Genomic DNA, 15,084 nt, shown 5'->3' with positions numbered 1-15,084 from the left:
TTGCTGCCCTACAACACTCAATCAAGCTCCTTCTGCAAAGCAATATCAGCCAGAGCAGAAGACCGCATCCCGCTAACCAGCCCCTTCCAGTACGCATTAAAAAAGCTCTTCTCCCGACTGTGCTCGTGGTACATTTTTCCCTGGCGGAAGTCTTCCCCCCGCAGATTATCTTTTTTGAGCACGAACTCCGAGAGCAGATTTTTAAACCAGCTGCCGCCGCCAACCAACGTCACGTCTAGGTCGTGGTACAGCATGGTCAGTTCGCCGGTCAGCACCTCGTTCTTTAGCTGGCCCCGGTACTGCATACCTTCGATGACGCCCGACTCGATGTAGGCATCGGCCGCCACCTCGAACAGCGGATTGATACCGCTTAGATCGTACTGCCCGAACTCGCCACGGATGGCGTAGTTGCGTCCGCTGCTGTCTCGCGCCAGGGCAAACTCGGCGTGCAGCGGCGTGGCGCGCTCGAAGGTGGCATCGAAGGTGATCTGGACACTATCCGTAGTACTGAGCTCGGTATCGAGGTTGCCCAGCTGGACCGTGCCGGCGGAGAAGTGGATGGTCTTGGCGTCCAGCACGGTATCGACGACCCCGTAGGCGATGTCGGTAGACGAAAGGCGGGCCGCCCGCAACTGAATACGCGGACCGATACGGCGCAGGGCCTCGATGGGCATGTACTTTTGTCTGGGTGGCGGGTCCTGCGATAAATCCTCCACGACTAGGACGCGAAAGTCAGCGGCGGTCAGGGAATCGACGGCTATCGTCTCGCCCCGCAGCAACGCATCGTGGGCGATACCGCTGGCCCGCAGTCCGTCGAAGTGGAAGTCGAGCCACGACTTGCGGAGTTGGTCGCGGAAGGTCTCCGCAGCCGTTAGCCGGTTGCGGCGCTGCATGCTGTCGAGGGTCAGTACGCCAAGGCGACTACTGTAGGCGATGCGGTCGAAGACGTAGTCGATGGGCGTCTCCTCACTCAGGATGGTCACCCGATCGACTTGCAGCTTACTTGGCCCCAGGCGGGTGGGTTCGAAGGGGGTGGCGATGCCGTACTGATCGAGGTACACGCCCCGGGCTACGATGTCCTCTTTGCCGGTTTGGCCCCGGCGGTGGAGGGTCCCGTTCGTGAGCTGGGCGCGGTCGATGCGGAGGCCGTCGGCATTGCTCAGGCCGGTAAGGGTGAGCTCGGGAGCGGTGATGCGGTAGCTGCCGCCGTCGCGGTTGTGCACGGTGAGGTCGGCCGCACGGACCTCGGCCGAGCCGGCGCGTACGGGCTTGCCCACCAGTAGCGCCGAGCGGTCGATGTCCGATACGTTGAGGCTAGCTACGGTGCCGGTGATCCGATCGCCGGAGATTCGTAGGTCGCTGCCCCTCAGGGCACGCTCCGCACTGTCGTAGTCCAACCCGGCCACGGTGAGCGTCTCTGTGCCCGTTTCGACGGTGAGCTTCGGTACCGCAAGGCGGGTAGGTCCTACCGTAGCGGCCTGCAACGGCACGGTGAGCCGGCCCTGCTCCAGTACCGTCTCACTAGCCGCTATGGTCAGGTTTTTTTGGTTGTCGAAGGATAGCCGCTTCCCGTCTAGCTTCAGGCTTTCTAGGTGTAGACTGTCCCGGTAAGATAGACCATTTACGATCAGTGCTCCGTCAAGCGCGGCGGTGCCGAAGGGGCCACGGAGGGCCAGATCGACGTCCGGTAGGGAGAGGGTTCCCAGCTGTAGGGCAGGGGGTGGGGCAGAGGAAGCTTGAGCGGGCTTGTCCCGTTGCGACCTGCTTTGCACCTGCGCGCCGCCGCCCAGCTGTGCGACGGAGATAGAATCCAGGGTTATCACGTTCTGCTGGAGCTGCGCCTCAGCGACGCCGACGAAGCGTAAGTCGCGGGCCCACAGGTCGGTACGGCTCCCCTGCCGGAAGGATACGTCACCCACCTGGACGGCGGCATACTCCGTGGCGTAGAAAATAGTAGTCGCAGTGAGTTGGGTACTGTCCTGCGGGGCGAGATAGGCAACCGTATCGGCTTCCACCCGGAGGCGCTCGATGGCGGCGGGCCGGAGGGGAAGGGTGAGGGGCTCCAGGGTGCCGCCGAGGTGGTGCACGTTGAGTTTTCTGCCCGTCGGTGCCTCGGTGAGGTCGAGAAAGATGCTATCCAGGTACAGGGCTGAGACGTGCAGGGCAAAACTGGAACTATCCGCCGCGGTCGCAGGTGCAGCCTGACGGGTAAGGGCGGCATCCATCCCCCGCAGCCGGATCTCCCGTACGGTGATGGGCTTACCCGTCAGGAGGCTCAGTAGATTCACTCCGCGGACGGACACGCTCGATAGAGAGCCACGGGCAGCGATGGTATTACGGTCCTGATCGAAGCGAATGCCGGTAGCGGTGAAACCGATGGGGAAGAAACCGTAGCGGTAGTCGCGGATGGAAAGGCTGTTGTCGCCCGCATTAGCCCGCGCGATGGACCCCTCGATGCGCTGACCAACGTACCAGTCTGCCGCGAAATACAACAGCAGGGGAAGGAGCAGCAGCAGGTACCACCAGCGAAAACGAAATGTACCGGTCATGTAGACAGGGGGAACGGTGGGGCAAGGGGATTGTGTATAAAAGCTTGGGGCGACACGGAATGTTTGCTAGCCCCACCGCGTCTAAGCCAACAAATTGTTTGATAATATTCCCAGCGTTTCGTATGTTTGCCAGTCGAGACAGCAGCAATACATGGCACAGAGCACCTATACCGAAGATAACATCCGGTCCCTCGACTGGAAGGAGCATATCCGCATGCGCCCCGGCATGTACATCGGTAAACTTGGCGATGGGTCGAGCCCTGACGACGGCATCTACATCCTGCTCAAGGAAGTGATCGATAACTCCATCGACGAGTACGTCATGGGCCACGGCCGGCAGATCGACGTGACGATCGAGGACGGAACGGTAAAGGTGCGCGACTACGGCCGTGGTATCCCGCTCGGTAAGGTGGTCGACGTAGTTTCAAAGATTAACACCGGCGGTAAGTACGATAGCAAGGCCTTTAAGAAGGCGGTGGGACTGAACGGGGTGGGACTAAAGGCGACCAACGCGCTGTCGGACGATTTCCGCGTCTACGCCGTGCGTGAGGGAAAGCTCAAGCAGGCCGATTTCTCGGAGGGCAACCTGGTCAGGGACCATAAGCCTACCACGACCAAGGAGGACAATGGCACCTACGTGAGCTTCGTGCCCGATAGCTCGATCTTCAAGAAGTACCGCTTTCGCAGCGATTTCGTCGAGAACCAGCTCTGGAACTACGCCTACCTGAACGCCGGACTCAAGATCAACTTCAACGGCAAAACCCTGGTGTCGAAGAATGGCCTGCGCGACCTGCTGGAGCGTAAGACCAACGTGGAGCAGTTGCGCTACGACATCATCCACCTAAGGGGCGACGACATCGAAATCGCCCTCACCCACGGCAGTGCCTACGGCGAGACCTACTTCAGTTTCGTCAACGGACAGTTCACCACCCAGGGCGGTACCCACCTCAATGCCTTCCGTCAGGCCCTGGTCGAGACCGTCCAGAAGCACTACGGTAAGAACTACGACCGCAAGGATATCCTAGCCAGCGTCATCGCTGCCATTGCCATCAAGGTAGAGGAGCCGGTCTTTGAGTCGCAGACCAAGACCAAGCTCGGCAGCACCGACATGGGACCCAAGGGACCAACCGTACAGACCTTCCTGCGCAACTTCCTGACCGAAGCGCTCGATAATTTCCTGCATAAGAACCCCACCATTGCCCAGTCGCTCGAAAAGCGCATCAAGCAGTCGGAGCGGGAACGCAAGGAGATCGCCGGCATCAAAAAACTGGCCAATCAGCGGGCCAAAAAGGCTAATCTCCACAACAAGAAGCTGCGCGACTGCCGCGTGCACTTCGGCGATACGAAGGGCAAGGACGAGGAGGTACGTCTGGATACCACCATCTTCATCACCGAGGGCGACTCGGCCAGCGGCTCCATCACCGTAGCCCGCGACGTACAGACCCAGGCTGTCTTCTCCCTACGCGGCAAGCCCCTAAACTGCTACGGCCTCACCAAAAAGGTTGTCTACGAGAACGAGGAGTTCAACCTCCTGCAGCATGCCCTCAACATTGAGGACGACGTCGACGAGATTCGCTACAACCGCGTCGTGATTGCCACCGACGCCGACGTCGACGGTATGCACATCCGGCTGCTGCTGCTGACTTTCTTCCTACAGTTCTTCCCCGATATGGTCACTAAGGGGCACCTCTACATCCTGGAGACCCCCCTCTTCCGCGTACGCGATAAGCAGAAGACCTACTACTGTTACAGCGAGCAGGAAAAGCAGGAGGCCATCGAAAAACTACGCGGCAAGGCCGAGATCACCCGCTTTAAGGGCCTCGGTGAGATCAGCCCCGGCGAGTTCAAGGACTTCATCGGCGAGGACATCCGCCTGGAGCCCGTCGTCATGGCCGACAACACCAACATCGAGGACCTGCTGAGCTACTATATGGGGAAGAATACCCCGGTGCGGCAGAACTTTATTATTGATAATTTGCGGGTGGAGCGGGATGAAGAGTAGTAGACCCTATGGAGTAGACCCGGTGGGGTAGACCCTCACTGGCGCGTTCGGGGTAGACCGCTGCGCGGGTAGAGCTACCGCCCGGGGTGCCTGCGGGGGGGGTGCTGTCTACCCCGCTTTAGCGGGTCTTCCCCCGAACGCGTAGCGAGGGGTCTAACCCGGCCGCAGGCCGCGGTCTACTCCAAATGGAGAATTAGCACTGGAATAGTGGGATGCAGCAGCATCTGCTTAGTAGCACTGCGGTGAAACAACCGCTCCCAGAACCCCCGCTCCTGGGTCACCATCACCGCGAGCTGTACGGGATTCTGCTGGAGGTAATCGACCAGGCCCTGCTGTACGGTATCGGCGGTCACCTCGATGATCTCGAAGGCAAACTCGGGGTCGGGGTTGTTAAACAGGGGGGCAAAGAGTTTCTCGCGCTCGCGGCGGTGCTCGCTGTCGTCTTCGTTGACGTGCACGAAGTGGATGCGAGCGCGGAAGAGCTCGTTGAAGTCCATGAGCTGGAGCACGGCGCGGCGACTCAGGGAAAGGCTGCTGCTGGCGTAGAGGATGTGGCGGTAATCGCTGAACTCGGCACCCTTAGGTACCAGCAGTACGGGACAGGCGCTACGCTGGGCCACCGTGGAGGAGATACTGCCGAATACCTCCTCGAGCAGGTCGGCCGAGCCGGTAGCGCCGAGCACGACCAGGTCGGTGGTGGCGCTTTCCTCCACGATCTTATCGGCGGGGAAGCCCAGGACGAGCTCGCTGCGACGGCGTACCGAGTCGGGGGCGGGGTGGAGCTGAAGGAACTCCCCGAGGGCAGCCTCGCGGGCGTCCATGAGCTCACCGACGGGGGTGGCCAGAGCGGCCGTATCGCCGCTGGCGGCCTGGGGAGTGAAGACGTGAATGACCCGGACCTCGCGTGCGCCTACGGACGAAGCCAGGGCCTCGGCGTACCGCAGGGCGGCGGCCGATCCTTTGCTGAAATCGACGGGAACAAGGACGCGTTGGATCATAGTGTGGCGCTAGTGGGCGGCGAAGATACACGACCGGGCCGACCTTTCGCGCTATTCGCCCGTTAGAACAATCAACCGCAGGGGTATGAGTCGTCAGTGTCGGTACGGAAGGGGCAAGCAGCTAGTCGCGCACAGGAGGGGCACTGCCATAAGTGTCGACAACTACTCTGACTGGCAAATTCGCCGCCTGAACGGCGGCGAGTATCTCCGGCCACGGCGATCCGACGACTGGTGGCTACAGCCGGACACCCTAACCTTTCTCCATCGCTATCCGCAGGGGATGACTACCCGGGCGTTCGAACTGACCCACGCACCGAGCGGACGCCGTTTACTACTCACCGCCCAGGATTTATACTTCGATGCCGCGGCACAGTTCAGTGATACGGCGAAGGGAGAGACCAGTAGCTGGGACTTTCGCCGGCGGCTGCTGCGGTCCCTCCGCAGTAAAGTGCTCGTCCTCGGGCAATTGCTGACTTCGGGAGACTACGGCCAGGACGGGCTAAACCTGCTGAACCCAAAGGAAGCCGCGCAACTACTACCGGCGGTAGCCGACACCCTGCTGCGGCGGGGTAGGGGGTACCGGGCGGTACTACTAAAGGACCTTTACCCCACTGACTCCCCCCATACCGCTGCACTACTCCGCAAACCCTTTACGCTACTTCCCACTGACCCCTGCATGCTACTGCCCCTACGGTGGCCGGATCTCGAGGCTTACGTGGCCGATCTGAGCAGTAAGTACCGCGTCCGCTACCGGCGGGCCCGGACCAAGTTGGCGGGCATCCAGCGGCGCAGCCTTCCGGCCCGGGAGGTGACCGAGCGGCTCGACCGCATTTACGCCCTCTACCGCATTACCAGCCAGGGGGCCGCCGTCAACCTGACCGCGTTGACGCCGGACTACTTTCGCTGGCTCGGACAGCACGCTACGGTCCACGGTTACTTCGACCCGGCGGGTGAACTCATCGGCTTTACCACCGCACTAGCTAACGGCCCGGCGTATCAGGCGCACTACCTGGGGCTGGAGGAAAGTTACAAGCGCTCCCACCACCTCTACCACAACATGCTCTTCGACCTGCTGGGCGATGCGCTGGCCGGCGACTTCACCACCCTGGACTACGGCCGCACGGCCCTGGAAATAAAGAGCTCAGTAGGGGCCGTGCCGCATTCCTACGCCACCCTCCTGCGGCTGTGCTCCCCGCTGCTCAACCCCCTGGTGCCCTTTTTCCTGCCGGCCGTTTTCACCGCCCCGCAGTGGCAGCAGCGCCACCCCTTCCGGTAGAAGATTGTTAGGGTTAAATCTGTGTCATCTCAGTAGACAGCCACCAACCCCGGGCGCGACCGGGCAGTTCTATGGATACCACGGCAAGCGGAAGAATTAGCTCCTGGAAAACTTGCCGGTCAAACAATTTATCCTTACTTTTCTCGTCGTCAGTACGAGCCGATCCCGCAAAATTTAAGTCACCCGATGAGCACCAGAAAACAGCTGAAGTACAAGTACCTCAAGACCAAGATGGCGCTTAGTCAGACCGTGCAACAGCTGCTGGAAATCAACCGCAAGCGAAGGTTCTTTCGCGAGGATCCCGAGCGGGAGCACGAGCTTAACGAAGAGGTCCGGGTGTTAAACGCTACGGCCGAGATCCAGGCACGTACCCTCAGAAGCTACCAGGAAAGCATCCGGGCACTTGAGCGTGCCTAATCGGTTCTTGACGGGGTAGGGCGGCTTTGTTCTACCTTCGCCGCCATGAGTACCGACGCCGCCGCCCCCTCCGCCCGCGCCACCATTCTTTCCGGCATCCAGCCCACCGGCAAGCTCCACTTCGGCCGCTACTTCGGTGCCGTCGAAAACTGGAAGCGTCTGCAGCAGGACTACGACTGCCTCTACATGGTGGCCAACTATCACGCCATGTCGATGCCCTTTCAGGCCAAAAAATTGGCGGAGAACAGCTGGGAAATCTGCTTCCACCTCCTGGCCTGCGGCATTAAGGCCGAAAACCTTTTTATCCAGAGCCTCGTGCCCGAGCATACCGAGCTAGCCTGGATTCTCAACTGCTTCACAAGCTACGGCCAGCTCGGCCGCATGACCCAGTTTAAGGACAAGAGCGCCCAGAGCGAGGAATTCATCTCCGCCGGGCTGTTTACCTATCCCGCCCTCCAGGCCGCCGATATTCTCATCTACAAGGCCGGGGTGGTGCCCGTCGGCAAGGACCAGGAGCAGCACCTGGAGCTCACCCGCGATATCGCCCAGCGCTTCAACAACTTCGCTGGTAAGGACTTCTTCCCCATCCCCGAGGCCCTCTACACGGCCGTCCCCAAGGTGATGAGCACCGCCGACCCCCGCCGCAAGATGAGCGCCAGCCAGGGCGATAAGCATAACATTGATGTCTTCGCCGACGAGACACGTATCCGCAAGCAGGTGCGCTCCGCCGTTACCGATACGGGAGCCCCCGACGCAGCCGGGGCCGCAGGTGCCATGTCGGATGGCGTGGCCAACCTATTCAGCCTCCTGAGCGCCGCCGGCCAGGTCGGGGCCTATGCCTCCCTGATGCAAGACTACGAATCCGGCACGCTCCGCTACGCCGACCTCAAGGACGCCGTCGCCGACGGACTCGTCAGCATCTCCACCGAGCTGCGGGCCCGCTACCAGGAGCTGAAGGGGGACCGGAAGGCGGTCAAGAATCAGATCAAGCAGAGCAGTGCGGTAATCCGGGAGCGGGCGCAGGCTACGGTGGGGGAGGTGAAGCGGATTTGCGGCCTGGCGTAGTACAATGCTGCCTCCGGCAGCGGTAGACGTAGCAGCCTCTCCCGATAGCTATCGGGACGAGAGCCGCCTTGGCGGCGACCTATGTTAGACGGGAAGGGTTATTCTCCTAGATAATTATATAAACGCTTTACAACGTAGCGCAGCCAGAGGCTGCATCTTGCTGCCGCCCCGATAGCTATCGGGGGAGGCCGCATTGTACTGCATCCACCTATACCACCAAACTAAGCCCCAGACACCCCACCAGCCCGATCACGCTCACTACCGTCTCCATTACCGTCCAGCTGCGTAGCGTCTGCGTCACCGTCAGGCCGAAGTACTCCTTGAAGAGCCAGAAGCCCGTATCATTGACGTGGCTACAGGTCAGGCTACCCGCGCCGACGGCCAGTACCAGCAGCTCCGGAGCCACCGTGCCTCCGGAGGCCAGCGGCAGTACGATACCCGCCGCAGTGATGGCCGCCACCGTTGCCGAGCCTAGGGTGATGCGCAGTGCCGCGGCAATGAGCCAGGCGATGACCAGCGGATGGGCGTTGAAACCCTCGAGGGTAGTTACAATATACGTACTTGTGCCACTGTCCACCAGCACCTGCTTAAAGGCCCCGCCGCCGGCAATGATGAGCAGTACGGCCGCCATCGGGGCCAACTGAGTGCCTACCCGCCCCATGAGGTGACCGACCGATTGACCGGTCTGCCGACCCAACACGACCATCGCTACGATCACACCGAGGAGGAGGGCCACCGTGGCATCACCTACGAGCAGGAGCCAGGGCACTATGGCAGCTACGTCACTGACCGACCGCAGTACGGCAATTCCCGCCAGCAGCAGCACCGGTAACAAGGCGCACAGTACGCTACTGGTGAAGGAGGGTAGGTGGGTGGGGGTCTCCGCCTCGTCAAGTACCGCTGCGCCGGTTGTTTGCGGCATACCCCGCAGCGTCTGGGCAAAGAGTGGACCGGCAATGACGACGGAGGGTACGGCCAGCATCAGCCCGTACAGTAGGGTTTTTCCCAGGTCCGCTCCGAAGGTGCCCGCAATCAGTACCGGCGCCGGGTGGGGGGGAAGAAAACCGTGGGTTACGGAAAGGGAGGCTACGGAGGCAACGGCAACCATCGCCAGCGGTAGCCCCGTTTTTTTCGCCGTGGCGAAAATGATGGGGGCCATCATTACGAAGGCCACCGAGTAGAAGAGTGGAATACCGATGAGAAAACCCACCAGACAGAGTCCCCATACCACCGAGCTCCCGCGGTGCCGACCGAGTAGCTTATCGGTGATCACCTGCGCTGCGCCGGTCTCGGCTACGACGCCCCCTAGCGCCGCCCCCAGCCCGAGGATGAGCGCCAGATCGCCCAGCGTACCCCCCACCCCCGAAGTCACGGAAGCGATCGTGGCCTCGGCCGTCATGCCCAGTCCGAGCCCCGCGCCGATCGCCACCAGTACCAGGGCAATAAAGGGGTGCCACTTGAGAAAAACGATTAAAGCAAGTAGGGCTACTACGGCCAGGAAGGTGATGAGCAGGGGCATGGGGAAAGATAGCGCTGGCTACCGTAAGCGTCCGACGCATGCAAGCGTAAAGGCGTCCGACGCATGCAAGCGTAAAGGCGTCCGACGCTTGCATGCGTCGGACGCCTATGGTGGCCTACGCGTTATTCCCGTCGCTCATATCCACGCTGAACGTAATCTTCACGTTCACGCGGTACATGCCCACTTTGCCGTTCTCGACGGTGACGGACTGCTCGCGCACGTAGGCGCTCTGAATGTTACGTACGCTCTTGCTGGTTTCGGAAACGGCGCTCTGGACGGCCTCCTCGAAGCTGTTGGGGCTTTCGGCGAGGACCTCTATGACTTTCATTACACTGGCCATGGTAGACTAAAATTGATTGGGTTAATTAGTAAAAAGACCCAGCAGCACCAGACTGGCACCGCGGGCACGTTCTACTTCCAAGCGCAGCCGGTAGGGGCCAGGTTCGGTCACTTCGTAGTCTAACATGGGGTACGCGTCCCCCTCGCGGTCAACGCGTAGTATTTCGGGGGAGTCACCGGCCAGGTAAAGGTCGATGTCCTGCACGGATTCCGGACCGGTGGCGGCGAAGAAATAGCGCCCCGCCCCGAGCCGGAGGTTTTCTATGGTTGCCCCTTCTTCCTCCTCGAGGAGGTAACCGAAGACACACCAGCTGTCCGGCCCGCCGCGGAAGGTCCTGGCACCGCCCGCCGCCCGCACTGCACCCGCGGCCGCGCCAAATTGCTGGCTGACCTCACGAAAGGCAGCATCGGGTAGCGGCACCCCGAAGGAGCGTAGCATACCCAGTGCCACCAGGGCCGTCGCGGAGTCACCACTCACGTAGTGGAGCTGGATGGTAAAGGTGGCCTCCGTGTCGACGGTAAGCTCCACGATGGGCGTTTGGTCGGACTCGGTATCAGCTCCCACGATCGCGCCGCTCGCGTCGCGTACCAGGAGGTCCAGATCGGTGGTGCCGGGCGCGGCAGAGGCAATGAAGATATATTTGCGGGCTACGCGGAGCTGTACCTCCAGGCTCACGGTCTTGCTACGCTCCAGCTGTGTGGCGGCCAGACACAGCCCGGGCCGCCAGTCGGTGCCCGAAACGGCTACCATGAGGTTGCACTTGGCGTAGAGGCCCTCCAGGGTCTCGTTGAGGCGATCGGCGGTAGACCAGGACTGGGCCGACACCGGTAGGGCAAAGAACAGAAGTAAGAGTAGGCGCAGAAGGAGGTCAGCGGTCCGGCGCGCCGCTCCTGCATTCGCACTTAGGTAGTCGGCCTGGGCTTGCTGGGCTCGACGGTAGTTAGCCGGCTGGCGTAGGGCGGTAAGCCGCTCGATCAGCTCCGCCGAGCTGGCCACCGGGAACGCCCCGCCCCGCGCCACGGCCGCCCGCGCCTCGGGAAACTTTGCGTAGCGCGTGCCGAACAGTACCGGCAGGCCGTAGCTCATCGGCTCCAGCGTATTGTGCAGGCCGGAGCCGTAACCGCCGCCGATAAAGGCCACCGTACCGTAGCGGTAGGCCCGGCTGAGGATGCCGATGGTGTCGAGCAGCATGACGCCTTTGCCCTGCGGCGTAGTGGTATACCGTTCGGCGTCGAACTGCTGCTGCCAGGCAATGAGTTGCTGCTCGTCGAGCTGGTGGGGGGCCAGGACCAGTCGCCATTCCGCCGCCGGTTGGGCCGACCAGGCTCCGGCGATGACCTCCACGTCCTGCGGCCAGACGGAGCCGGCCAGCAGGGTAGGGTGGCCGGCGGTGAAGTCGGCAAGACGCTGGTCCGCAAAGGGCTGTTCGGCCAGGGCGCGGGTGCGGTCGATCCGGGGATCACCGGTGACGGTGACCCGGTCGATGCCGATGCCTGTCAGCAGCTTGCGGTCTTCCTCGGTTTGTGCCAGCAGATGGTCGAAGACACGCAGCATCCGTCGGTAAAAGCCACCGTAGGGCCGAAAGAAAAGCTGTCCGGGGCGGAAGCTGCCGGCAATGAGGAAGGTGGGCACCCCGGCGGACCGTAAGCTGCGCAAGTGATAGTACCAGAACTCGTACTTGACGAACACCGCCAGGCGGGGGCGGAGTAGCTCAATCCAGGCGGCTGCCCTACGGGGTGTATCTGCCGGCAGGTAGGTGACCACCTCCGCCAGTTCCGTAGCCTGGCACCGCTCGTAACCGCTGGGGCTAAAGAAGGTCAGGACTACCGCCCAGTCGGGCCGGACCATCCGCAGCACCTCCAGTACCGGGCGGCCCTGCTCAAACTCCCCCAGACTGGCAGCATGTAACCAGAGAATGGGACGCCCGGCAGCGTGCAGTGCCTGCACTTGGTCGCGTACGTCTAGCCGGCGGCCGGCTACCCACCTGGCGGCCCGCTCGTTGCCCAGTCGGGCGGCGGCGGCGATACCCAGGTGGTAGGCGCCCGTGCCGACGCGGTAGACCAGCTCCGCCGCACTCAACCCAACAGCTTTTCGCGCTGTAGGCGGTACTCGCGGGGGGTCAGGATGCCGGCGTCGTGCAGCTCCCGCAACTGGGTGATTTGCTCGAGGAGGTTAGGGGGCACGACGGGTTCCTCCTCGTAGGCTTGCTCCGGACCGGGTTCGTGACTGGGTTGCAGCTCGACGAGGTTCAGCTGGCGGTAGTTGTTGGCGCGAAAGCGGGCGTAGGCCGGACTCGTGCGCAGCTCCCGCAGGGCGGGGTGGCTCTCGATCCGTTCCGGCTTGGGTAACTTATGGGTTACGGCCACTTCCAGAGCCCGCAGGGACTGGGGGTACTGACCCAGTAGGGCGTAGCAGCAGGCTAGGTTAAAGTGTACGACCGGATCGGTGGGTGCCAGCTCCGTTGCTTCCTGAAAGGCCTCCGTAGCCAGGTCGTAGTCGCCGGAGCGATAGTACTTGACACCCTCGGCTTTGAGCTGATCGAGAGTAGGGCGGCGGGCGGCGGACTGCCTTTTCCAGGAGGGGTGATCCAGGGAGGAGAGCACGTAGCCCGGGGCGGCCAGGGCCTGGGGGTCGTACTTCGCAGCCCACCGCTCGTAGGGCGTGGCCCAGAAGATCAGCGCGGTGATGAGGGGGGCCAGGATGAATCCGACCAGAATAAAGGGCAGCGGCATCTCCGGACCCTCCTCGGCCAGTAGGGCGATGGTGCCCCAAAAGCCCACGAACTGCGCTGCACCGCGCCACCACTGCCCGAGGTAAAAACGGTGGACACCAAACACCCCCAGAAAGAAGGCAAAGAAGCCGGCCAGGTCTTTTTTTAACATGCGCGGAGGAAGCAGAAAGGGTAGTAGCCAAGCTAACGCCCAAACCCCGGAGCGAGTTGCTAAAGGCGGCGGCGCTTACGGCTGCTGCGCTCGTTAAATTCTACGACGATGGCGTGCATGTCGCGGTACCGGTAGCCCTTGCTGCCGATCTTCTTGGCCAGGCCCGGACTGGCCTCGGCCAGAAAATCCCGCAGGGTGCGCTTGTACCCGCTACGTGGCACGGCCAGAAATTCTCCCTGCCCATACTCCAAGTAATACTCCGGCGGCGGCACGGTGAACAGTCGTAGCATGCTATCGTCCACCCAGCGCCCCCCGCCCCTCGGCAGCCGGAACAGGCTGATGGACTTACCCCGCACCTCCTCCTGCAAAAAGTACCACATGCCCTCGTGCTGCCGGCTTACGAAGCGCATCGATTCGCCCTGATAATTAAATCCGAATCCACTGACCAGAAAGGGGTGAATATGGTACTCGTCGCCGAAGTCGTTGGTGAAGGTGATGATGTTGCCCCCCGGCGCGTACTGTAGCACATTGAGGTAGCCGGTGAGCTGGAAGCCGTCCTTGGTAAGCAGAAAACCCCGGTACGATTCAGCGGAAACCAGGGCGGTGAACAGGACTAAAAAGAGGAGGTAGCAGTGCCGCATCATTCGCAAATTATACTCCCCAAAATACCACAATAAGTCGGCTGTTCAGCAAATTCCCGACCGGAAAAGTCGGCTATCCGCCAAGGAGCGGCCGCACCGCCTCGCGTACATCCGGCAGCGTACGGAAATTGCGCCGGTACACGTACCGCAGCTCGTTGCGGTAAATGAAGGTGGTAGGCAGGGTGCCATCCCAGTGCTCGTCCAGCGCGGTTTTCCACTCCTGCCGCTCGTCGGTCAGTACTACATTGGGTAACAGGACGCCCCGCCCGGCCAGGTAGTCGGGGATGCGTGCGATGGCCTCTGGTTGGGTATCCAGACTCACCAGCACAATCTCCAGCGGTCTGTCTTTCTCCGCGGCTAGCTCCTGCAGCAGCGGCAGTTCCTCCAAACAGGGCTTACACCAGGTGGCCCAGAAATTGATCAGGTAGGTGGTATCGTTGCGCTGGTGGAAGAGGTCGGCCAGCTCGTCGTACTCGGTATATACCCTGGGCGGGGCCGCGGGTGCAATAAGGGTGGAAATGGGGGCGGCGGGCGGGGTGGGGGCGTCGCAGCTACCGGCGGTGAATAAAAGGGTCAGGGTGACGATGATCCAGCGCATATGTTGCTTAACGGCTTCCCAGTAAAATAGGTCACCTACCACGCATCGAGGCCGCTCGACCTTAGTTTATGGGCCAGTATGCTGGTACTGGTGCCACCACCTCCACCTCCCCCTCCCCCTGCGGATCGGAAAAGGCAAGCGAATAAGCATGCAGCGCGATCACGTTATCCCGTACCGGCCGCATACTCCCGTAAGCTAGGTCCCCCACGATGGGTGCCCCCACCGTAGCCAGCTGCACCCGCAGCTGGTGAAAGCGGCCCGTCATCGGCCGTAGCTCGTATTCGTATAGTCCCTCCGCCTCCCGTAGCAGCCGGTAGCTCAGGCGGGCCTCCTGTCCGCCGGGTACCGGACGGGTACTGGCGAAGGCCTTTTTCCGGTCCGGCGTACGGCCCAGGTAGTGGACTAGTTCGCCCCCGTCGGCGGGCAGGGGCTTGGCCGTGACCGCCCGGTAGACCTTCCGCGTCCTGCGGGTGGCAAAGGCCTCGTTGAGCTTGACTAGGGTAGCTTTCTTGCGAGCCAGCAGCAGCACCCCACTTACGGGCCGGTCGAGCCGGTGCACGATGCCAACGTACCCGGCCTTTTTTGCCCCCTCCCGCGTCCACTGCAGCTGCGCGCGCGCCTCCACCGTATCGTACTGAAAGTGCCGCTCCGTAGCGATACCGGCGGGTTTGTTGATGACGGCCCAGTCCGGGCCCTCGCGGAGGATGTCTAGCATGGGCGGCAAGGTACGTTTGCTTATCAGGTAAGATAAAATAGTGTGGCCCCAATACCGCGGCGCGCAGCCAATTGCTACGGTT

Annotated in this window: 13 protein-coding genes; 4 read left to right on the top strand and 9 right to left on the bottom strand. The window is 61.9% G+C overall.

Annotated features, from left to right (window positions below):
* Nucleotides 1-17: 17 nt before the first annotated feature.
* Nucleotides 18-2,549: a hypothetical protein gene (locus ACOOHD_RS08735; protein WP_420461186.1), complete on the bottom strand. Its 2,532-nt coding sequence runs from the start codon at nt 2,547-2,549 to the stop codon at nt 18-20.
* A gap of 151 nt (nt 2,550-2,700) precedes the next feature.
* Between ACOOHD_RS08735 and ACOOHD_RS08730 the strand changes: the two genes are divergently transcribed.
* A complete protein-coding gene (locus ACOOHD_RS08730; protein ID WP_420461185.1) occupies nt 2,701-4,551 on the top strand; it encodes a DNA topoisomerase IV subunit B in 1,851 nt (616 codons plus the stop codon).
* Nucleotides 4,552-4,727: 176 nt separating this feature from the next.
* On the opposite strand, the gene ACOOHD_RS08725 is transcribed toward ACOOHD_RS08730, so the two are convergent.
* A complete protein-coding gene (locus tag ACOOHD_RS08725; protein WP_420461184.1) occupies nt 4,728-5,549 on the bottom strand; it encodes a universal stress protein in 822 nt (273 codons plus the stop codon).
* Between the two features lie 85 nt (nt 5,550-5,634).
* On the opposite strand from ACOOHD_RS08725, the gene ACOOHD_RS08720 reads away from it, so the two are divergent.
* From ACOOHD_RS08720 to trpS, 3 genes are all read left to right on the top strand, one after another.
* Nucleotides 5,635-6,825, top strand: coding sequence for a hypothetical protein (locus ACOOHD_RS08720; protein ID WP_420461183.1), 1,191 nt, complete (start codon nt 5,635-5,637; stop codon nt 6,823-6,825).
* Between the two features lie 186 nt (nt 6,826-7,011).
* The gene (locus ACOOHD_RS08715) at nt 7,012-7,242 is read left to right on the top strand and encodes a hypothetical protein (RefSeq protein ID WP_420461182.1); all 231 of its coding nucleotides are present in this window, start codon (nt 7,012-7,014) and stop codon (nt 7,240-7,242) included.
* A 45-nt stretch (nt 7,243-7,287) separates the two neighbouring features.
* Entirely contained in the window at nt 7,288-8,307 is a 1,020-nt protein-coding gene (trpS, locus tag ACOOHD_RS08710; protein ID WP_420461181.1) for a tryptophan--tRNA ligase, read from the top strand.
* A gap of 208 nt (nt 8,308-8,515) precedes the next feature.
* On the opposite strand, the gene ACOOHD_RS08705 is transcribed toward trpS, so the two are convergent.
* The 7 genes from ACOOHD_RS08705 to ACOOHD_RS08675 form a co-directional block, all read right to left on the bottom strand.
* Entirely contained in the window at nt 8,516-9,826 is a 1,311-nt protein-coding gene (locus ACOOHD_RS08705) for a gluconate:H+ symporter (RefSeq protein ID WP_420461180.1), read from the bottom strand.
* A gap of 115 nt (nt 9,827-9,941) precedes the next feature.
* Nucleotides 9,942-10,154, bottom strand: coding sequence for a dodecin family protein (locus tag ACOOHD_RS08700; RefSeq protein ID WP_420461179.1), 213 nt, complete (start codon nt 10,152-10,154; stop codon nt 9,942-9,944).
* Between the two features lie 33 nt (nt 10,155-10,187).
* Nucleotides 10,188-12,245: a 3-deoxy-D-manno-octulosonic acid transferase gene (locus ACOOHD_RS08695; protein ID WP_420461178.1), complete on the bottom strand. Its 2,058-nt coding sequence runs from the start codon at nt 12,243-12,245 to the stop codon at nt 10,188-10,190.
* On the bottom strand, nt 12,242-13,048 hold the full coding sequence (locus ACOOHD_RS08690; RefSeq protein ID WP_420461177.1) for a tetratricopeptide repeat protein: 807 nt from the start codon (nt 13,046-13,048) through the stop codon (nt 12,242-12,244). The genes ACOOHD_RS08695 and ACOOHD_RS08690 overlap by 4 nt, the downstream gene beginning before the upstream one ends.
* A 59-nt stretch (nt 13,049-13,107) precedes the next feature.
* Nucleotides 13,108-13,692: a hypothetical protein gene (locus ACOOHD_RS08685; RefSeq protein ID WP_420461176.1), complete on the bottom strand. Its 585-nt coding sequence runs from the start codon at nt 13,690-13,692 to the stop codon at nt 13,108-13,110.
* A 70-nt stretch (nt 13,693-13,762) separates the two neighbouring features.
* Complete coding sequence (locus ACOOHD_RS08680) at nt 13,763-14,287, bottom strand: TlpA family protein disulfide reductase (RefSeq protein ID WP_420461175.1); 525 nt, start codon at nt 14,285-14,287, stop codon at nt 13,763-13,765.
* A 61-nt stretch (nt 14,288-14,348) separates the two neighbouring features.
* A complete protein-coding gene (locus tag ACOOHD_RS08675; protein ID WP_420461174.1) occupies nt 14,349-15,002 on the bottom strand; it encodes an RluA family pseudouridine synthase in 654 nt (217 codons plus the stop codon).
* Nucleotides 15,003-15,084 lie beyond the last annotated feature (82 nt).

The organism is Neolewinella sp. (assembly GCF_965214665.1).
Taxonomy (GTDB): Bacteria; Bacteroidota; Bacteroidia; order Chitinophagales; family Saprospiraceae; genus Neolewinella.
This window is presented reverse-complemented; position numbering and strand designations above follow the sequence as displayed.